At 40.8% G+C, this 20,789-nt stretch carries 18 protein-coding genes and 1 pseudogene; 16 read left to right on the top strand and 3 right to left on the bottom strand.

Features of this window, described 5'->3' with window-relative positions; translation table 11 throughout:
* Positions 1 to 33 precede the first annotated feature (33 nt).
* The 13 genes from ACQ2HE_RS01205 (at position 34) to ACQ2HE_RS01145 (ending at position 14,693) form a co-directional block, all read left to right on the top strand.
* Positions 34 to 666 (top strand): TetR/AcrR family transcriptional regulator, encoded by a 633-nt coding sequence (locus ACQ2HE_RS01205; RefSeq protein WP_430895345.1) that lies wholly within the window; start codon positions 34 to 36, stop codon positions 664 to 666.
* A 48-nt stretch (positions 667 to 714) separates the two neighbouring features.
* Positions 715 to 1,986, top strand: coding sequence for a TolC family protein (locus ACQ2HE_RS01200; RefSeq protein ID WP_430895347.1), 1,272 nt, complete (start codon positions 715 to 717; stop codon positions 1,984 to 1,986).
* Positions 1,987 to 1,997: 11 nt separating this feature from the next.
* The gene (locus ACQ2HE_RS01195; RefSeq protein WP_430895349.1) at positions 1,998 to 2,930 is read left to right on the top strand and encodes an HlyD family secretion protein; all 933 of its coding nucleotides are present in this window, start codon (positions 1,998 to 2,000) and stop codon (positions 2,928 to 2,930) included.
* A gap of 4 nt (positions 2,931 to 2,934) precedes the next feature.
* A complete protein-coding gene (locus ACQ2HE_RS01190; protein WP_430895351.1) occupies positions 2,935 to 3,846 on the top strand; it encodes an ABC transporter ATP-binding protein in 912 nt (303 codons plus the stop codon).
* Positions 3,836 to 4,582: an ABC transporter ATP-binding protein gene (locus ACQ2HE_RS01185; protein WP_430895353.1), complete on the top strand. Its 747-nt coding sequence runs from the start codon at positions 3,836 to 3,838 to the stop codon at positions 4,580 to 4,582. The genes ACQ2HE_RS01190 and ACQ2HE_RS01185 overlap by 11 nt, the downstream gene beginning before the upstream one ends.
* A 9-nt stretch (positions 4,583 to 4,591) precedes the next feature.
* The gene (locus ACQ2HE_RS01180; RefSeq protein ID WP_430895355.1) at positions 4,592 to 5,695 is read left to right on the top strand and encodes an ABC transporter permease; all 1,104 of its coding nucleotides are present in this window, start codon (positions 4,592 to 4,594) and stop codon (positions 5,693 to 5,695) included.
* Positions 5,692 to 6,810: an ABC transporter permease gene (locus ACQ2HE_RS01175; RefSeq protein WP_430895357.1), complete on the top strand. Its 1,119-nt coding sequence runs from the start codon at positions 5,692 to 5,694 to the stop codon at positions 6,808 to 6,810. Before ACQ2HE_RS01180 ends, ACQ2HE_RS01175 begins: the two co-directional genes overlap by 4 nt.
* A 132-nt stretch (positions 6,811 to 6,942) precedes the next feature.
* Complete coding sequence (locus ACQ2HE_RS01170) at positions 6,943 to 9,420, top strand: glutaminase family protein (RefSeq protein ID WP_430895359.1); 2,478 nt, start codon at positions 6,943 to 6,945, stop codon at positions 9,418 to 9,420.
* On the top strand, positions 9,417 to 9,872 hold the full coding sequence (locus ACQ2HE_RS01165) for a GNAT family N-acetyltransferase (protein WP_430895361.1): 456 nt from the start codon (positions 9,417 to 9,419) through the stop codon (positions 9,870 to 9,872). The genes ACQ2HE_RS01170 and ACQ2HE_RS01165 overlap by 4 nt, the downstream gene beginning before the upstream one ends.
* A gap of 128 nt (positions 9,873 to 10,000) precedes the next feature.
* The gene (gene eat, locus ACQ2HE_RS01160) at positions 10,001 to 11,290 is read left to right on the top strand and encodes an ethanolamine permease (protein ID WP_430895363.1); all 1,290 of its coding nucleotides are present in this window, start codon (positions 10,001 to 10,003) and stop codon (positions 11,288 to 11,290) included.
* On the top strand, positions 11,287 to 12,663 hold the full coding sequence (locus tag ACQ2HE_RS01155) for an ethanolamine ammonia-lyase subunit EutB (RefSeq protein WP_430895365.1): 1,377 nt from the start codon (positions 11,287 to 11,289) through the stop codon (positions 12,661 to 12,663). The genes eat and ACQ2HE_RS01155 overlap by 4 nt, the downstream gene beginning before the upstream one ends.
* Positions 12,660 to 13,427, top strand: coding sequence for an ethanolamine ammonia-lyase subunit EutC (gene eutC, locus ACQ2HE_RS01150; RefSeq protein WP_430895367.1), 768 nt, complete (start codon positions 12,660 to 12,662; stop codon positions 13,425 to 13,427). Before ACQ2HE_RS01155 ends, eutC begins: the two co-directional genes overlap by 4 nt.
* A gap of 66 nt (positions 13,428 to 13,493) precedes the next feature.
* The gene (locus ACQ2HE_RS01145; protein WP_430895369.1) at positions 13,494 to 14,693 is read left to right on the top strand and encodes a multidrug effflux MFS transporter; all 1,200 of its coding nucleotides are present in this window, start codon (positions 13,494 to 13,496) and stop codon (positions 14,691 to 14,693) included.
* Here the strand turns inward: ACQ2HE_RS01145 and ACQ2HE_RS01140 are convergent.
* On the bottom strand, positions 14,690 to 15,466 hold the full coding sequence (locus tag ACQ2HE_RS01140) for a hypothetical protein (protein ID WP_430895371.1): 777 nt from the start codon (positions 15,464 to 15,466) through the stop codon (positions 14,690 to 14,692). The genes ACQ2HE_RS01145 and ACQ2HE_RS01140 overlap by 4 nt on opposite strands.
* Positions 15,467 to 15,662: 196 nt before the next feature.
* Between ACQ2HE_RS01140 and ACQ2HE_RS01135 the strand changes: the two genes are divergently transcribed.
* From ACQ2HE_RS01135 to ACQ2HE_RS01125, 3 genes are all read left to right on the top strand, one after another.
* Positions 15,663 to 16,562 (top strand): helix-turn-helix domain-containing protein, encoded by a 900-nt coding sequence (locus tag ACQ2HE_RS01135; protein WP_430895373.1) that lies wholly within the window; start codon positions 15,663 to 15,665, stop codon positions 16,560 to 16,562.
* Between the two features lie 86 nt (positions 16,563 to 16,648).
* On the top strand, positions 16,649 to 17,650 hold the full coding sequence (locus ACQ2HE_RS01130) for an aldo/keto reductase (protein WP_430895375.1): 1,002 nt from the start codon (positions 16,649 to 16,651) through the stop codon (positions 17,648 to 17,650).
* Between the two features lie 123 nt (positions 17,651 to 17,773).
* Positions 17,774 to 20,098: a glycoside hydrolase family 3 protein gene (locus ACQ2HE_RS01125; protein WP_430895376.1), complete on the top strand. Its 2,325-nt coding sequence runs from the start codon at positions 17,774 to 17,776 to the stop codon at positions 20,096 to 20,098.
* A gap of 54 nt (positions 20,099 to 20,152) precedes the next feature.
* On the opposite strand, the pseudogene ACQ2HE_RS01120 reads toward ACQ2HE_RS01125, so the two are convergent.
* Positions 20,153 to 20,410, bottom strand: a pseudogene (locus tag ACQ2HE_RS01120) (Txe/YoeB family addiction module toxin).
* Position 20,411: 1 nt separating this feature from the next.
* Positions 20,412 to 20,660: a type II toxin-antitoxin system Phd/YefM family antitoxin gene (locus ACQ2HE_RS01115; RefSeq protein ID WP_430895377.1), complete on the bottom strand. Its 249-nt coding sequence runs from the start codon at positions 20,658 to 20,660 to the stop codon at positions 20,412 to 20,414.
* Positions 20,661 to 20,789 lie beyond the last annotated feature (129 nt).

Raw genomic sequence — 20,789 nt, 5'->3', positions numbered from 1 at the left:
TCAAATGATTAAATTTGTTTTAAACTTGCACCCATGTCAAAGATCACTTCATCGATACAAGAACCTGGAGCTGAGGAGAAAATCAAAGAAGCGGCCAAGAAGGTTTTCCTGGCTAAGGGGTATGCAGCTACTCGTACACGCGATATTGCAGAAGAAGCCGGATTAAATTTGGCCCTTCTCAACTATTATTTTCGAAGTAAGGAGAATCTTTTTCACATTGTTATGATGGAAAAACTTCAGTTATTCTTCAATTCAATGATTGCCGTTTTTAGTAATAAAGAACTGAGCCTCGACGGTAAGATTGACACCTTTGTTGATCGATATATCACCGTATTAGTTCAGTATCCAGACCTGCCTATATTTATCATGAGTGAACTGCATCAACGGCCACAGGAATTTTTAAAAGAAATGAAAGTGCGCGAAGTAATACAACAATCGGGATTGCTTCAACAAATTCAAGAGCGATTGAAGCTGAGTGGTGGAGTGATGTCGACCGTGCATCCCATTCATTTTATCATGAACATCACTTCTTTATGTGTATTCCCATTTATAGCCAAACCAATTTTCCAATCGCTAACCGGCTTGGAAAAGGAAGGGTTTATTGCGCTGATGGAGCAACGTAAAGTGCTCGTACCAATCTGGATAAAGCAAATGCTAGGGGGCTAGCATTTTTTTAAAGAGAATTTAATCAAATGACTAAATTATAACTATATCATGAAGAGCTTTGTACAAGCAACCATCTTTGCCATCGTTGCTATACCATCTCAGGTGCATGCTCAAAAGCAGTCGACACTAAACATCGACTCTTGCTTTTCTTGGGCCAAACAAAATTATCCTTTGATTCGACAAGCGGACTTGATTCAAAAAAGTACAGTATACTCTGTAGAAAATGCATCAAAAGGGTTGTTGCCGCAGATTACAGTTAACGGATCAGCCACCTACCAGTCGGACGTTACTTCGTTTCCGATATCAATCCCAAATGTGAAAGTGCCTACTATTAGTAAAGATCAATACAAGTTGTATGCAGAGCTGAATCAGCCTCTAACCGATGTTTACGCTATTCGTCGGCAAGAAGCACTCGTAAAGGCAAACGCTGCTGTTGAACAACAAAAGCTGGAAACAGAATTGTATAAAATAAAAGAGCGCATCACTCAACTTTATTTTGCAGTGCTGCTGCTCAACGAACAAGAAACACAACAGCAACTCCTCCTAAAGGATATAAAGGCTTCTTTGGAAAAGATGAAAGTAGCAGTATCAAATGGCACTGCATCTCAAATGAATCAGTATTTATTAGAAGCAGAATTTGTAAAAGCTAAACAAAGGCTCACTGAAATTCAATCCGGTAAAAAGGGCTATCTCCAAATGCTTGCTACATTTATTTCAAAAGATCTTGATGAAACCACTCTATTTGAAACGCCTACTCTTCTAGTAGAAAATACCAACAACAACCGACCTGAATTGAAACAATATAGTGCGCAGAAAGCGGCAATAGCCGCATCAGGAAAACTGACCGATACCAAGCTCATACCAAGAGTTTTCTTGTTTGCACAAGGAGGATATGGAAGGCCGGCCTTAAACATGCTGAACAATGAATTCAAATTGTATGGTATCGGCGGAGTTAAGGTTGGTTGGAATTTGTCTGCTTTTTATACTCGAAAAAACGATAAACAACTCATTGAGTTAAGTAAAATGCAAGTAGAAGCACAAGAACAAACTTTTCAGTTGAATACCAATATATCGGTAGCACAGCAAAATACAGAGTACGACAAAATCAATGAACTACTTAAAGACGACGCATCCCTAGTAATCCTTAGATCTCAAGTAAAGCAATCGGCCAATGTTCAATTAGAGGCGGGAACGATCTCTGCATTGGATTTAGTGAATTACATAAATGCGGAGGACCAAGCCAAGCAAGCACTGTTACTTCATAAAATTCAATTGTTACAAGCAGCCTATACAAAACAATTAACCTTAGGAAATTTATAATATCAGTTAATATGAAAGCAATTCAATACATCGCCACTTTAGTACTGTTTTTTGCCTCTTGCAAAGGATCCGACAAAGATTTTGACGCTACCGGAAGTTTTGAGGCAGATGAAACTATTATCTCTTCAGAAGTTACAGGTCAACTAAAAGATTTTGTTATTAAAGAAGGGGAACAATTAAAGGATAATGCCTACATAGGATATATCGATACAGTTCAACTTTTCCTCAAGAAAAAGCAATTGGAAGAGCAGATTAAAGCTGTTGGAAATCGGGTACCGGACGTTTATGCACAAACCAATTATTTTGTAGCTCAAGAATCACTCTATAAAACAAAACTTCATTCATTAAGTCAAGAGTTGGAACGCGCCAAGAAATTGGTGAATGGAGGAGCAGCCGGTAGCAAGCAGATCGATGATATTCAAAATGTCATTGATGAGGTTCAAAAGCAGATGGCCGTTACAGCAGAACAGAAAGCAGCACAAGTTTCTGCGTTAACTACACAGGCAAAGGGCTTGAAAGCAGATCCAATGCCGCTCTTTTATCAGATTCAACAGATCAACGATCAATTATCTAAATCACACCTCAACAGTCCGATGAACGGCACCGTTTTAACGACCTATGTGCGTAAGAATGAGTTATTGACTGCCGGAAAGCCTATTTATAAAATTGCAGATTTAAGTACCATCACACTCCGCGTATACATTACAGAATCGCAACTGGTAAAAGCTAAAATTGGCCAAGCGGTTAGAGTACTCACCGATGATGGCAAAGGTGGTAAAAAGGAAGCCAAGGGTACAATTAGTTGGATAAGTTCTAAAGCGGAATTCACGCCTAAAACCATACAAACTAAAGAAGAGCGTACCAATCTTGTGTATGCTGTGAAAGTGGCTGTTACAAATGATGGCAGCTACAAGATTGGAATGTATGGTGAAATCAAATTCTAGCAAAATGTCATCAATAAGCATTCGCGAGATCAATAAAAGCTATGGCAAAGGAACTATTGCGGCTCTAAAGAACATCAATTTGGATGTAGCCGCCGGGGAATTGTTTGGATTAATTGGTCCGGATGGTGCCGGCAAAACTACTTTGTTCAGAATACTAACAACCCTTTTGTTACCAGATAGCGGTTATGCAACAGTTGGTGGCTACGATGTATTGAAAGATATCAAGCAAATTAGAAGTAGTGTTGGCTATATGCCGGGGAAATTCTCCTTGTATCAAGATCTATCAGTGGAGGAGAACTTGCGTTTTTTTGCAACGGTATTTGGCACAACCATACAAGAGAATTACAACTTGATTAAAGACATATATGTTCAACTGGAACCCTTCAAAAACCGAAGAGCAGGGAAGTTGTCCGGAGGTATGAAACAAAAGCTGGCGCTATGTTGCGCGCTGATTCACAAACCAACGGTGTTGTTTTTAGATGAACCCACAACCGGAGTTGATGCCGTTTCACGAAAAGAATTCTGGGGCATGTTGAAGAATCTAAAAAGAGAAGGCATCACAATTTTTGTTTCTACGCCCTACATGGATGAGGCCAATTTATGCGAACGAATTGCGCTTATACAAGGCGGGAGCATTTTGAGTGTTGATACTCCGGTGAACATTACGAGGTCATACGGTGAAGCCTTGTATGCTGTTCGTTCGGAAAATATGCCTTTGCTTCAAAGTGATTTGAGGACAATGTCTGAAATCAAAACCTGCTATTCTTTTGGTTCTTTTCATCATGTAACCTTACAAGTGAATGGTTCTTCAAAGGTTTTCGAGTTATTAAACTCAACACATCCAAGTTTTGAGTGGAAGGAAATTGAGCCTACCATCGAAGATTGTTTCATAAAACTCATGCAACATGAAAAATGAAGTAGTCATAAAAACAGAGCAACTAACTAAAAGGTTTGGGGATTTTATCGCCACCAACGCAATTAGTTTTGAAGTGTATGCAGGAGAAATATTCGGATTCTTGGGTGCAAACGGTGCAGGAAAAACTACAGCTATGAGGATGCTGTGCGGTTTGTCGGTTCCTAGTTCTGGCGCTGCAACAATCGCCGGTTGCGACGTGTACAAAGAACCAGAGCGCTTGAAAAAGAGCATCGGCTATATGAGTCAAAAATTCTCGCTGTATGAAGACTTAACAGTAAGTGAGAATCTTGAATTTTTTGGCGGCATCTATGGTATGTCGAGAAACCAAATTAAAGCAAAGGCAGATCGGGTATTGAAGCAATTGGGTTTAGATGTAGACAAAGATAAATTAGTGGGGTCTCTACCGCTCGGTTGGAAGCAGAAACTGGCCTTTAGTGTAGCAGTGTTTCACGATCCAAAAATTGTATTTCTCGATGAGCCAACCGGTGGAGTAGATCCCATAACACGACGTCAGTTCTGGGATTTGATTTATGAAGCTGCAGGAAGAGGTATAACAGTTTTCGTTACTACGCATTACATGGATGAGGCTGAATATTGCAACCGGATTTCTATGATGGTAGACGGCGTCATAAAAGCGCTAGATACTCCTGATAACCTAAAAAGGCAATTCAATTCGTCAAGTATGGATGAGGTGTTTTTTGAATTGGCTCGAGGTGCAAAACGTTCAGCCGACTAAACTAATTATATGAAACAATTTTTGTCGTTTGTTCGTAAAGAGTTTTATCATGTGTTCCGTGATCGGAAAACCATGTTATTGCTTTTTGGAATGCCCATTGCTCAAATTCTTTTGTTTGGATTTGCTTTGACTAATGAGATCAAAAACACCAAGATTGTAGTTTGCGATTTTGCACGTGATCCAATGTCACAGCAAGTTATCGCCAAATTGGAAGCCAGTAAAAGTTTTGATGTGGTAAAGCAGTTGATGAGTGCAACTGAAATTGAAGCTGCTTTCAAAGCAGAAAATATTAAACTGGTGATTGTTTTCCCGAATCAACTGTATCAAGAACTGAATCATAATAATAAAGCAGCTATTCAGATAATTGCAGATGGTTCCGATCCGAATACCGCCACAACTGTTACCAATTACGCTACTTCCATCATTCAGTCGTATATGAGAGATAAATTCCCTCAGCCGGATTTGCTTCAAATAAATACTGAAGTTCGAATGATCTACAATCCGGAGCTGAAGGGAACAACGAATTTTGTTCCCGGAGTGATGGCTTTGGTATTGATGCTGATTTCTGTTTTGATGACCTCTGTTTCCATAGTGAAAGAAAAAGAAAGCGGCACTATGGAAGTACTGTTGGTTTCTCCTTTTAGTGCGTTGATGGTAGTGATTTCTAAAGCAGTTCCTTATCTGGTGCTTTCTTTCGTCAATTTGATTGTAATTCTATTATTGAGTGTATTTCTCCTCGATTTACCTATTAATGGCAGTTTGCCATTGATCGTGTTTGAAAGTTTACTCCTTATCATAACAGCCTTGAGTTTAGGATTAATGATCTCCAATATTACCAATTCACAACAGGAGGCAATGATTGTGTCTCTAATGGGAATGCTGCTCCCTGTAATGATATTCACCGGCTTTATGTTTCCAATTGAGAACATGCCCAAACCTTTGCAAGTGATTTCAAACATCGTTCCTTCTAAATGGTATTATACTATTATCAAGGCAGTAATGATTAAGGGAGTCGGTTTTGCAAGTGTATGGAAAGAAACGCTTGTGCTGCTAGGAATGACTCTATTCTTATTAGTAATAAGTATTAAAAAATTCAAAACACGTTTAGGATGAGAACATTGAGTTTTTTATTGCAGAAAGAATTTAGGCAGATACTACGTAATAAGATCATGCTGCGATTGATTATTATTATGCCTATTGTACAATTGATTGTAATGCCGATGGCAGCCAACTATGAAATCAAGAATATCTATTTAAGTATTGTAGACCAAGATCGTTCCGCGATTTCTGCAAATTTGATGAAAACCATTCTTTCATCCGGATACTTCAAATTGAGCACGTATCGTACTACATACGAAGAAGCATATCAAGATCTAGAGGCAGATAAAGCTGATTTGGTTCTGAATATTCCGCCGCAGTTCGAGCGTTCATTGTACCGAGAGAATAAGCAGTCGTTGTTTATAGCAGTAAATGCCATCAATGGTTCAAAAGCTACGGTTGGTGCCAACTATCTAAATAGTATCATTCAAGAATTCAATAAAGAAATTCGGCAAAAGCAATACGATGCGCAACCCATAAAGCCCGTTCAGTTGGAAATCACGAACTCTAACTGGTTCAACCCGCATTTGAATTATAAGCTGTTTATGGTGCCGGGAATATTGGTTGTTTTGGTGACCATGTTAGCCTTGTACATGTGTTCTTTGAACATTGTTCGAGAGAAAGAAATTGGAACTATTGAACAGATCAATGTTACACCCATAACAAAAGTGCATTTTGTGTTAGGTAAGTTAATTCCATTTTGGGTATTAGGGATGTTTGTGTTTTCATTTGGACTATTGGTGGTTTCGAGGGTTGTGTATGGAATTGTTCCGGCTGGGAGTTTTCTTTTGTTGTATGCTTATTTGGCCTTGTTTCTAGTGGCAATGTTGGGTTTGGGGCTATTGATCTCTACTTATGCCGCTACACAGCAACAAGCGATGAGTTTGGCCTTCTTCTTAATGATGATTTTTTTATTGCTAAGTGGTTTGTTTACATCAGTAGAAAGTATGCCCCAATGGGCTCAAATATTTGCCCATTTAAACCCGGTAACTTATTTCATAGAAGTAGTACGAATGGTAATATTGAAAGGAAGCGGCTGGGCCGACGTAAAACTGCATTTGCTAGCAACAGCCGGCTTTGCCGTACTCTTCAATACATGGGCGATTTTAAATTATAAGAAACAGGCGTAAAGGTTGAATGCGACGAAATTGATATAACGCTGCATTTCTCTATGGAGCACTAATAGCAATTGCCGTTCATTGATCTTCTTTAGATCACTACAGGTAGATTACTTATATTAGTAGCTATCAATTTCTACCAACATGAGAAAATACTTGCTCTGCCTTGCCATTCTATGTGTAATTGCTGATTCTTTCGCCCAATCCAAAGCCCCCGCCTATCCGCTCATCACACATGACCCCTACTTTTCAATCTGGTCGTTTACCGATCAGTTGAATGGCTCCGTAACCAAACATTGGACGGGTGCCGATCAATCCTTAAGTGGATTGATCCAAGTAGACGATCAATTTTACCGTGTACTAGGCGCAGAAAAAACAAACTACCAATCAATAGTGCCCACTCAAGAAGAGCAGGCACTGGAATTAAAATACAGTTTTGAAACTTCGGGCGCAGATTGGACGCTACCCGCATTCAACGATGCCGGTTGGAAAATAGGTGCCACACCTTTCTTGGATCGTGTTGAAGGAAAGGGGACATTGTGGAACACCCGTCATATCTATGTTAGAAGAACGGTTTCCATTCCGTATCCTAATCAGGCCAACCTATATATAATAGTTAAGCACGACGATGGCGCTGAATTGTACTTAAATGGTACACAAGTGTATGCCTCGCCCGACTATATTTCAAAATACCGGTACATCAAAGTTGACGACAAGATTCGCGCTCTTTTAAAGAAAGGTGAAAACCTCTTCGCACTTCATGTTGAAAATACCGGAGGTTATGCAGGATTCGATTTCGGTATGGTTGCTGAATTGCCTTCTTCCGTTCCTGCTAATGTTCACAACGCCATTCAAAAATCGGTTCGAATCAATCCTACCCAAACTATTGTGCAGTTTACCTGCGGAGCTGTTGATGCCACTATTACCTTCACTTCTCCCTTATTAGTGAAGAACCTCGATTTGATGGCTCGCCCCGTATCGTATATCAATTATTCTATTAAATCGAACGACAACAAACCGCATAGCGTAAAAGCTTATCTCGGCGCAGCGGCAGCAATTGCAGCTAATTCCGGAGGTCAGCAGGTGAATGTATCAATTGAATCAATGGGCGCTATTAGCAGTATCAAATCGGGTACGGTAGAGCAGCCCGTTTTACAAAAGCGAGGTGATGATTTGAGAATAGATTGGGGGTATTTCTATACAGGAGTATCCGTTCAATCGAAACCCATTCAATACATCAGTTCGGAACAAAAAGCTTTGAGTTCTTTCGTAAATGCAACCTACGGTGAAACAGCTCCTCAAACGGGAACCGGTTTTATGATGAATACCGTGGTTGATCTTGGAAAAATAAGTGCCGTTCCAAAAGATCAATTATTTCTTTTAGGATACGATGATCTTTATTCGGTGCAGTATTTCGGAACCAATTTGCGTCCTTGGTGGAATCGGAAAGGCAATCGCACCATTTCGCAAGAAATGAATGCAGCCTTAACCGAATACCCCAGGGTACTGGACGAATGTAACAGCTTTAATAAGCTAATTGAGCAAGACTTATTTAAAGCCGGCGGTCAGAAGTATAAAGAATTAGGAGTGCTGGCTTACCGACAAAGCATTGCAGCTCATGTGCTGGTTCAGAGTCCTACCGGCGAAATTCTATTCCTCAGTAAAGAGAACTTCAGCAATGGTTCTATCAATACTGTCGACGTTACCTATCCTTCAGCTCCTTTATTCATTGCCTACAATCCGGAATTGATGACGGGAATGTTGAACGGTATTTTTTATTTCAGCGAAAGTGGAAAATGGAAAAAGCCTTTTGCTGCACATGATTTGGGTACATATCCTTTGGCCAATGGGCAGACTTATCCCGAGGATATGCCCGTAGAGGAATCAGGTAATATGATCATACTTACCGCAGCAATCTGCAAAGCTCAGGGTAATGCTGCTTACGCCAAAAAGCATTGGGAGTCTTTGTCGCAATGGGTGAACTTCTTGGTAACCGATGGCTTTGATCCTGCTAATCAATTGTGTACCGATGATTTTGCCGGTCATCTCGCGCGCAATACCAATCTTTCTTTGAAAGCCATTGTAGGCATTGGTGGCTATGCCATGCTTGCCGATATGTTGGGCGAAAAAGCAATAGCAAAAAAATACAGAGATACGGCTGCGGCAATGGCGCAGCGTTGGGCAATAATGGCAAATGATGGAGACCACTATAAACTCACATTCGACAAAGAAAACACTTGGAGTCAGAAATACAATATGGTTTGGGATAAGGTACTCGGTTTGAATTTATTTCCGGAAAAAGTGTACGCGAAAGAGGTAGATTATTATTTGACAAAGCAACTAAGTTTCGGACTTCCTTTAGATAGCAGAAGAACCTATACCAAGAGTGATTGGATTTTATGGACGGCTGCTTTAACAGAAGATCGATCAAAGTTCGAAGGGCTGATTGCTCCTGTCTATAAATTTGCCATGGAAACTCCTACAAGGGTGCCTTTGAGCGATTGGCATGAAACAAAAGATGGCGCTCAGGTTGGATTTCAGGCAAGAAGTGTGGTTGGTGGCTATTATATGAAAGTGCTGAAAGATAAGTTTAGAGCAAAAGCATTGACTTCAAAGAAATGAGTACACTGAACATACTAAGAACGAATTCGGATCATCCCGATTTTCAATATCTGGTAAAAGCCTTGGATCGGGAGTTGGCCATTATTGATGGCGATGAGCATGAGTTCTTTGCACAATTCAATAAAACAGCAAATCTTGCAACGGTACTGGTTGGTTATGAAAATAACCAACCGGTTGCCATTGGTGCGCTTCGTCCATATGACAGCGAGGTAGTTGAAGTGAAACGAATGTATGTAGTGGACTCGCTTCGAGGTAAAGGGATTGCATCGCAAGTATTGGCGGAGTTAGAAATATGGGCGGCCGAACTTGGATTCAAAAAATGCATTCTCGAAACCGGGAAAAAGCAACCTGATGCCATTGCTTTGTATAAGAAGAACGGTTATGCGGTGATTCCTAATTTTGGTCAATACGCCGAAATAGATAACAGCGTCTGTTTTGAGAAGACTCTTTAAAAACACTTTCTTTCAAACAAGAACTTCATTTTCTATCTAAGTATCTTTTTGTATCTTACGGGTCACCGATTGCTGAGATATGATCGCTCGATTGTATCGAGTTTTAACACTTAAACCAACGCAATTCGGTGGAATCAAAAACAACTTCACTTAAACGGGTACTAAAACCTGTCCATGTATGGGCGCTTGCCGTGGGCCTCGTAATTTCCGGAGAATATTTTGGATGGAACTACGGATGGAAAGTAGCCGGTACCTTGGGCTTTTTCATTGCTACACTGATTGTAACGGTTTTGTATACCTGCTTTGTATTTAGCTATACCGAGCTTACCACAAAAATTCCTCATGCCGGTGGAGCTTATGCCTATGCTCAAAAAGCATTTGGAAATCTTGGCGGTTGGATTGCGGGATACGCAAGTTTGGTAGAATTTCTCCTAGCCCCACCTGCTATTGCTCTTGCATTAGGCAGCTATGTTCATTTTCTTCATCCCGGTATTTCAGTGATGACGGTTGCCATTGGCGCCTACCTGCTTTTCACGGCCGTCAATATTTTGGGAATGAAAGAGTCGGCAATTCTTAATCTAATAGTTACCATTTTGGCCATCGGTGAATTACTGATCTTCCTCGGCGTGTTGGCGCCTCATTTTGAATGGGCGAAGTTCAAAGCACATAACACAGGCTTTGGTTGGCCGGGAGTGTTCGAAGCATTGCCCTTTGCGGTATGGTTGTACCTGGGAATAGAAGGAGTGGCCATGGTAGCCGAAGAGGTGATCGATCCTTACAAAACTATTCCCAAAGGTTATATTCTGGGTATTCTCACGCTTGTATTATTGGCAGTAGGTGTGATGTTGGTGTCGGGGGGTGTAGGTGATTGGCGAGAATTGAGTTCCATCGATTATCCTCTGCCCAAAGCCATTGCAATGGCACATGGAGAACAGTCGTTTTTGGCAAAGCTTTTTGCCGGTATCGGTTTGTTTGGATTGATTGCTTCCTTTCATGGTTTAATGATTGGTTATTCGAGGCAGCTCTTTGCATTATCTAGAGCGGGTTTATTGCCACGGTTTATAGGGTGTGTAAATTCAACTTTTCAAACACCACATTGGGCTTTGATTGTAGGCGCCATTATTGGCTTATTGTCATTGGCCACAGGCACTACCGATAAAGTGATTATTTTATCTGCTTTTGGAGCCATCGTTTTGTACATTATAAGTATGTTAAGTTTATTTCGGGTTAGAAGAATACCGGGTGTGGAGAAGGGCTATCAAACCCCCTTCTATCCTGCACTGCCACTTGTTGCATTAGTGCTATCATTGGTCTGTTTAGTAGCCATGGTTTGGTACAATCAGTTTCTAGGTATCTTGTTTTTCTCTATCTTAGGCTTGATCCTTCTCTTCTATTTTTTAGTTAGAAAAACAACGTGAGCTATCAACACACCATAGGCATACATTCTTATTTGTTCAAAGACCTTAAAACTCTTTTGGCAAAGGCGAGTCCACTTCGTTCCGGCGACGAAGCGGCGGGTCTTGCGGCTACATCCAATGAAGAAAGAGTGGCGGCTCAAATGACCTTGGCCGATTTACCACTCTCATCTTTCATGAACGAAGCAGTGATTCCTTATGAAACGGATGAAGTAACCCGATTGATTTTTGATCAGCACCACGCAGAGAAATTTCAATCCATTGCCCACTTCACTGTTGGCTCCTTCCGCGAATGGCTTTTGGCCGATGAAACCTCAGGTGCTGTTATCGCTTCGATGCGTGATGCTTTTACTCCTGAAATGATTGCCGGGGTTTCTAAAATCATGCGAAACCAAGATTTGATTTTGGTGGCACAGAAATGTGAAGTCGTTACCAAATTCAGATCTACGGTAGGTTTGAAAGGGACACTGGCAACACGATTGCAACCGAACCATCCCACCGATGATCCCAAAGCGATTCTCGCTTCAATTATTGATGGATTGTACTATGCCAACGGTGATGCTACAATTGGCATCAATCCTGCAACTGATAGTCCGGAACGCGTTTTGCAATTGCTGCAATTGATAGATGAACTTCGAACACATTTTGATATTCCAACACAGTCTTGTGTATTAGCACATGCTACCACAACGCTGGCCTTGGCAGAGAAAGGGGCGCCGGTTGATCTGATGTTTCAATCAATTGGAGGTACACAGCAAACCAATGAAAGCTTTGGTATCTCTATTTCTTTACTAAAGGAAGCGCGGGAAGCCACTTTGGCCTTGAAGCGAAACGAACGCTCCCAACAAGTGATGTATTTTGAAACAGGTCAGGGCTCATCATTAAGTGCCAACGCTCATCACGGAGTGGATCAACAAACTTGTGAAACTCGTGCCTATGCTTTGGCGAAATATTTCGATCCTTTTCTGGTAAACTCTGTTGTAGGCTTTATTGGCCCTGAATATTTATACGATGGAAAGCAAATTACCCGGTCCGGATTAGAAGATCATTTTTGTGGAAAGATGTTGGGAATTCCCATGGGACAGGACATTTGCTATACCAATCATGCCGAAGCAGATCAAGACGATATGGACAATCTCTTGAGTTTATTGGTGTTGGCAGGCTGTAATTTTATCATGGGAGTTCCCGGTTCAGATGATATCATGTTGCATTATCAAAGCACTTCCTATCACGATGCGCTCTATGTGCGTAAGGTATTAGGAAAGAAGCCTGCACCGGAATTTATGAATTGGCTGGAACAGCAAGGCATGGTGAATGAATCGGGTTTATTGTTGCCCTCATCTTCTATTAAATCTCGATTGCTGTCTTATATATGAGTGAAGAATTGCCATTAAACAGTGCATTGTCGAAAGACAGTTGGGAGTATTTAAAGAAATACACCAATGCCAGAATTGCATTGGGTAGAGCCGGAACTTCATTGCCCACTCAAGAAACGCTTTCTTTCAAATTGTCGCACGCACATGCAAAAGATGCCTTGTTTACCAATTTCAATATTTCTGCAATACTAGACTCGTTGAAGCAAGCAACGCTGACTACCATTGTGGTTCATTCTAAGGCATCCAATAGAACAGCCTATTTGAAGCGACCTGATCTAGGACGTGCATTGGAAACAGAAGGATGGTGGATTGACTCGCAAGAGGCATTCGATGTATTGATAGTGGTGGCTGATGGATTATCACCGCAAGCAGTAAATGAACAGGCAGGTGCATTAGTAGTAGCGCTCTCAAACCTATTTCAGCAATCAAATTTGAAAGTGGCGCCTATTGTTTTGGCGAAGGAAGCGAGAGTGGCTATTGGTGATGCTATAAATGATCAAGTAAAAGCAGCATTGACCATTGTATTGATAGGAGAAAGACCAGGGCTATCGGCATACAATAGCTTGGGGGCTTATCTAACTTATAATGCCAAATCCGGTTTTACAGATGAAAAACGAAACTGTATCTCAAACATTCATTCGAAAGGATTGAGTATTGAACACGCCGCAGAGAAGATCTTTTCATTGGGAATGGAATCCCTTCGTAAGAGAATTTCAGGTGTTGCATTAAAAGACAAGGACTCAAAAAACGAGCTGCATCCTTAAGTTAGTGCGAAGTTTCGCCGCCCGATTTCGTACTTTTGCATTTCAATCAACTGAAGTAAACTATAAATGGAGTCTCACCAACGTAAGCAAATCATATTTGTATTAGGATTATTAGCAGCCATTTCTCCTTTCTCTATTGATATGTACCTTCCCGCTTTTGAGTCTATTTCCAAAGACTTGAACGTTAGCATGGATCGGGTATCTTATTCATTGTCGGCTTATTTTGCCGGTATTTGTGCAGGACAAATGTTGATGGGTCCGCTTCTGGATCGCTACGGTCGTAAGCCCATTCTATATATTGGATTAATTGGTTACTTACTTGCTTCCATAGGGTGTTCGGTTTCAACTTCAGTTGAAATGTTGATTGTATTTCGTTTCTTCCAAGCACTAGGAGGATGTGTTGGAATGGTAGCTCCCAACGCCATAGTACGTGATTTGTTTCCAATTACAGAGAGTCCGAAGATTCTTTCCATGTTGATTCTGATTTTAGGTGTGTCACCCATTCTCGCTCCAACGGTTGGTGGCATTGTGGTAGCTCATTTTAATTGGAATACTATTTTCTTAGTACTAACCGGCATCGTTGGTTTGATCCTATTTGCAGTATACAAGTACTTGCCCGAGAGTAAAGGTCCGAATCCCGAAATATCCTTAAAGCCAATACCCATACTTAATGGTTTTGGCAGCGTGTTGAAGGAACGACAATACCGTGTGTTCGCAGCAACGAGTTCTATTGCTGCATCGGCTGTGTATACATATCTTGCGGGCGCCCCATATATATTCATGAAATTATTTGGCGTAAGTGAACAGTCTTTTGGTTGGATCTTTGCAGTCATCGCTGCCGGATTGATCACTTCTAGTCAATTGAACCGACTTGTTTTGAAAAGAAGGAACAGCCAACAAATTCTTCGCATAGCATTGCCTACACAAACTGTAATTGGAGTATTATTAGTGGCAGGTACTTATTTCAATATTTTAGGACTTGTAGGAACTATTATAGCGCTTGTACTCTTTTTGAGTTGTCAAGGCTTTACATTCCCCAATGCAGTGAGTCAAGCCATGGCGCCGTTTAGTAAGAATGCGGGCTCCGCGGCTGCTCTATTGGGAGCGTTTCAAATGCTTTGTGGTGCACTCACTTCTTCTTTGGTGAGCCTATTTTTCGATGGTACGGCCATGCCAATGGTAGTGATCATGACAGTGGCTTCTATCATTTCTAGTTCCATTATTCTTGGTTTTGTAAAGAAGAAAGCGGCAGCCGCGTCTGCTTAAATTCGGAAATATTTCTTCCCAAAGAAATAGATCAGGGCTACATTCCAAACAAAATCTTTTCCCGGAATGGTTGATTGAATCTTTTTATTCACCACAGAAGAAAGCACAAAAGCTGTTTTGGGCGAACTGAGTGTAAATGCGGAGGTAGCATAGTAGCCCTCTGCCTTATCCAATTTCAAAAAGTATAGTTGTGGTTGTGCTCTGAAATACAAGCTGGGTGCAATTTTCACATTACCCCAATTGGCATTGATGGTCGCAAAATGAGTGTTGTTAGTAGCGCCTTCATCCCAACCGTGAGAGTACAAATAGTATACGCCAAAATTAAAGTGGGGACTTACAATATAGATCGGGGCAAATTCTACTGCTGTAAATCGAACACTCGTTAAGTATCTTTTCGTGACACCGGATACAACAAAATCTTTGCTTCTAAATACAAAGGAAGGATGCGCTCCTAATGTAAGAGCAAGTTTTTTTCCAATATTTTGACGGTAACGCCCCCATATCACAAACGACCATGGTTTACCGTCCAAAGAAAAGCGAAATTGCGGTTCGAAAGCCCATCGTTTGTGTTTGATATCAAGTTCGAAAATTGCAGCCGGCTTTCCAAGAGACAAAGTTGGGATGGGCGACATTCCATTGTTCGTGACCAAAATGTTTCCACCCACTTGAATACTGTCTTTCGATTGCCCCATAGTTTGCATCGATCCTATCACCAAAACGGATATAGAAAGTACAAATTTTCCCAAAACAGATGATTTTGGCGTGATTTTCATTCGACTACAATTTCGTAAAAACCAGTAACGTATTAAAAAATAATATCACGCGAAAATCTCCCAAATTTTCAATCGAGCCTTACAATTTGCAAGTAAAGGGTTATAAAATTCAAATAATGAACTGTTTCATTTTCGTAACTTTTAATTTGAATGCTATTGCTCTTGTTAGTGGTAGCAGCGCTAACTTGCACTTCGTATGGAACAAATAGAAAGTATCGAGTCTTTTTACAAAAGGAAATTCAACTGGATTCCTAAGAACATTCGTGAGGAGTTAGGGCACTTCAATGTGTTTAAATTGGATCCTTATGTAGGTCCAAACGCTCAGCCGGTGCCATACAAGAGAAGAGACTTTTATAAAATTACGCTCGTTATTGGGCAAAGCAGGGTTCATTATGCCGATAAGGTTGTTCAGATTGAGAAACAAGCATTGGCTTTCTCGAATCCTAGAATACCTTATAAATGGGAAAGTATTGATTCTATTAGAACCGGTTACTTCTGCATTTTCAATGATCAATTCTTTCACCAATTTGGGAAGCTTACACAATATGAAATTTATCATCCGTCGGGTCCCCATGTATTCGAACTTTCTGATGAGCAAAGAAGCTATGTGGAGTCGGTGTTTCAAAAGATGGATGTGGAGTTATCCTCCAATTATGTTCACAAATACGATGTTCTGAGAAATCATGTTTTTGAATTGATACACTATGCGTTGAAGATGCAGCCCAGTTTAAGTTTTGAGAACAAAGAGATCAATGCATCACTCCGTATTTCAACCATGTTCATGGAGCTGCTCGAACGCCAATTTCCAATAGACGATAGCCATCATGCATTGAGTCTTAGAACACCCTCTGACTATGCCGAACAATTAAATGTTCATGTGAATCATTTGAATCGATCTTTAAAAGAAGTCACTTCAAAAACAACCTCTCAAATCATAGCCGATCGCATTACACAAGAGGCAAAGATATTACTACGTCATAGTTCTTGGTCTTCTTCCGAAATTGCATACGCATTGGGCTTTAAAGAAGTAACGCACTTCAATAACTTCTTTAAAAAACAAGTAAACACAAGTCCATTAAAGTTTCGAAATGTTTGATTTTCGTAAAAAATGCATTGAGCATTGTTTTTTAAGAATTATGGAATAAGATAGGTTTGCACTTCGTATAATTTAAAAAAATGGTTATGAACTTTCAAAAGAGAAAACTTGGAAACAGTGGTTTGATGGTGAATCCCATTGGACTGGGCTGCATGGGTATGAGTTTCAGTTATGGTGAAGTGAAGAGTAAAGAAGAAATGACGCCCTTGCTTCATCGTGCAGTTGAATTGGGAGTTGATTTTTTTGATACCGCTGAAGTATACGGTCCTTATATTAATGAAGAACTAGTAGGAGAAGCCTTGGTCCCTTTTAAAGGTAAAGTGGCAATTGCAACAAAATTCGGTTTCAAGCTGAAACCTGATGGCAGTGCCGGTTACTTAGGATTAGATAGTTCTCCCAAAAATATTAAAGCTGTTGCAGAAGCTTCTTTGAAGAGACTAAAAATTGAGGCCATCGACCTATTCTATCAGCATAGAGTAGATCCCAATATTCCCATTGAAGAGGTTGCCGGAGCTGTTGCCGACTTAGTAAAAGAAGGAAAGGTGAAATATTTTGGTTTGTCGGAAGCTGGAGCTAATACTATAAAGCGCGCTCACGCGGTACATCCGGTTTCAGCTTTACAGAGTGAGTATTCTCTTTGGTATCGGAAACCGGAAAAAGAAATCATCCCCTTGCTAGAAGAATTGGGCATTGGATTGGTGCCTTATAGTCCTTTAGGAAAGGGCTTCTTGACCGGAGCCATGAAAGCAGACACGAAATTTGATGCATCTGATTTTCGTTCTACGTTACCACGTTTCCAGGAAGAGGCTATTAAAAAAAATCAACAATTAATTGAGGTGTTGCAAGAAATTGCCCAAAACAATAGCGCTACCCCGGCCCAAATTTCACTTGCATGGCTATTGGCTCAAAAACCTTGGATCGTTCCGATACCCGGTACTACTAAAATTCACCGATTGGAAGAAAACATGAGCAGTTTGCAACTTCAATTAAATGAAAATGAGGTTAAGCGCATAACACTTGCTGCTGAGGCCGTTCAAGTAATAGGCGAACGATACCCTGAACACGTAGAACGCATGAGCGGTTTGTAAGTTGGCCTCAAATTGGTGAGCGTCTCAACATTTTCAGGTTTCGTCTCATTTTTTTCATGCAATTTCTATTCTTGTTAACTTGTAGAGTATTTCACTTCCAACAAGAATTAAAACCATTTAACGATGAAATTGCTAGCAAGCTGTATTGGCTTCGCCCTCTTGCCTTCCATTGTTTTTGCTCAAAGCTGGACAGAAACTTCGAAAGGCGACTTCAACCTCATTACCAATAAATCTGGTCAAACCCTTGGTTATTCGCCTGCTTCCGGAGTGAAGATCATTACGGTGAACGGCTTGGCGTTTAAGGATTTAAATAGAAACGGACAACTCGACAAATATGAAGACTGGCGCCTCCCTGCCGAAGTTCGGGCCAAAGACTTGGCTTCAAAAATGACGGTGGAGCAAATTGCAGGCTTGATGCTTTACAGCGCCCACCAATCCATTCCCTCGGCACCAATGGGGCCTATGCGTTCGTCTACCTATAAAGGAAAGCCTTTCCCGGAAAGTGGCGCAGCACCCTCCGATTTGTCCGACAATCAATTGGAGTTTTTGAAAAAAGACAATCTCCGTCACGTCTTAATTACGTCTGTTCAATCGGCTACCGTTGCCGCTGAATGGAACAACAAGGCGCAAGCTTTTGTAGAAGCACTGGGTATGGGTATTCCGGTGAATACGAGTTCAGATCCTCGTCACGGAGTAGTGGCCACCGCAGAATTTAATTTAGGAGCCGGTGGAAAAATCTCCATGTGGCCTGAAGAATTAGGATTGGCTGCAACCTTTGATCCCGCCATCGTTCAGAAATTTGGAAACATCGCTTCTAAAGAATACCGCGCACTCGGTATTGCAACCGCGCTCTCTCCTCAAATTGATTTGAGCACGGAACCACGTTGGAACCGTTTGGTAGGAACTTTTGGAGAAGATCCAAAATTAGCCGCTGATATGGCTCGTGCCTATGTAGATGGATTTCAAACTTCATATGGTAAAGATGAGATTAAGGATGGATGGGGTTTTGGTAGTGTGAATGCAATGGTGAAACACTGGCCCAGTGGTGGTCCGGAAGAAGGGGGCCGTGATGGTCACTTCTCTTATGGAAAATTTGCAGTGTACCCCGGAAAGAACTTTCAACAACAAATGGCTCCTTTCTTAAACGGTGCGTTTAAGTTGAATGGAAAAACAAAATCTGCTGCAGCCGTAATGCCTTATTATACCATTTCATTCAATCAGGATACGGTTAATAAAGAAAATGTAGGTAATGGCTTTAGCAAATACATAATCACCGATTTGCTTCGCAAGAAGTATAAGTATAATGGTGTGGTTTGTACCGATTGGATGATCACTGCCGACGAAGGAAAAACACCTGATGTTTTCATGGGTAAGTCATGGGGAGTTGAAACGCTGACGGTTGCACAACGCCACTATAAAGTGTTGATGGCCGGAGTGGATCAGTTTGGTGGAAACAATGCTGCAGGCCCGGTAATTGAAGCGTATCAAATGGGAGTGAAAGATCATGGAGAAGCGTTTATGAGGAAGCGTTTTGAAGAATCAGCTGTTCGTTTGTTAATGAATATTTTCAGAACCGGTTTATTTGAGAATCCTTACTTAGATCCTCAACAATCTGCTGCTACAGTGGGTAAAGCTGAATTCATGAAGGCCGGTTACGAAGCGCAATTGAAAAGTGTGGTGATGATCAAAAATAAAGCAAAGGTATTGCCGGTTGCTAAAATGAAGTCTGTTTACATTCCCAAAAGAGTGATTCCTGCGGGTAGAGATTGGTTTGGTCGTGTGTCGCCTGAAAGAATTGAAGATCCCGTAAATCTTGATGTTGTAAAGAAATTCTACAATGTAACAGATGATCCTACAAAAGCAGATTTCGCCATTGTATTCATCAAATCACCTAATTCCGGAACCGGATACGATCGTGAAGATGTAACAAAGGGAGGCAATGGATATGTCCCCATCAGTTTGCAGTACGAACCTTATACGGCCACCTATGCAAGAGAAAAAAGCATTGCAGCGGGGGATCCTGTAGAACCCGGTATCGACAATCGTTCTTACAAAGGCAAAACGGTTACAACATCTAATAGTACCGATCTGAAATCAATTTTAGATACCAGAAAAGCAATGAATGGAAAGCCTGTTATTGTTTCTCTAGGGATGAGCAATCCAACCATTGTTGCCGAATTCGAGAAATCGGTAGATGCAATTTTGGTTTCTTTTGGTGTACAAGACAATGCGTTGATGGAAATTATCAGTGGTATGGTAGAACCTTCCGGTTTATTGCCTGTTCAAATGCCGGCTAATATGAAAACCGTAGAGGAACAAAAAGAAGACGTTCCTCATGATATGATTCCTTACAAAGACGAAGCCGGAAATAAATACAATTTCGGATTTGGTCTGAATTGGAAGGGAGTGATCAGTGATGCAAGAACAGTGAAGTATGGTAAGAAGTAATTAGAACAAACGATAAAGAAAGAGCCGGTGCAATAAATACCGGCTCTTTCTTTATTAGTCGTAGTGAAATCTGCACTTCACAATTTGGATTTCATCGCCTTCAATCCTGTAAATAAGGCGATGCTCATCCGTTATACGTCTCGACCAAAATCCGCTTTACTTGTATTTCAGAGGTTCCGGTTTGCCTATTCCGTCGAATGGGTTTCTTTGAATATCTTTTATGAGTAAGTTGATTCGTTTTAGTATTACTTTGTCTTCTTTTTGCCAGTATGTATAGTCTTCCCACGATTGTTCCACAAATACCAGCTTCATACTAACGTGTTTTTTTAACCATTTTTTTGCCCCTTTTCAGTTGAGCAATAGCATCGTCCAAACGCTTCTCGTTTTTCTTTGACGATAATTCGTGTTGGGTTGCACATAGAGAATTATATTCTTCTACAGAAATGATAACAATGCCAACGTCTTTACCTCTATTAATTACCAGCGTTTCATTCTCTTGTGTTACTTTATCGATATATGCTTTTAAATCTTTTCTAAAGTCAGACAATGTAGTTGTTAACATATTTGTACATATTTATGTACAAATATATGTACAATATGCTAGAAGTCCAAGTTCAAACAAAGAACCCTTTGGTCAAGTTGTAAGTTCTTGAGTTTTGCGCAGCTTCGCTGCTAGAGAATCGGAAAGATG

The organism is Endoryza foliicola (assembly GCF_050589245.1).
Lineage (GTDB): Bacteria > Bacteroidota > Bacteroidia > Chitinophagales > Chitinophagaceae > Endoryza > Endoryza foliicola.
This window is presented reverse-complemented; position numbering and strand designations above follow the sequence as displayed.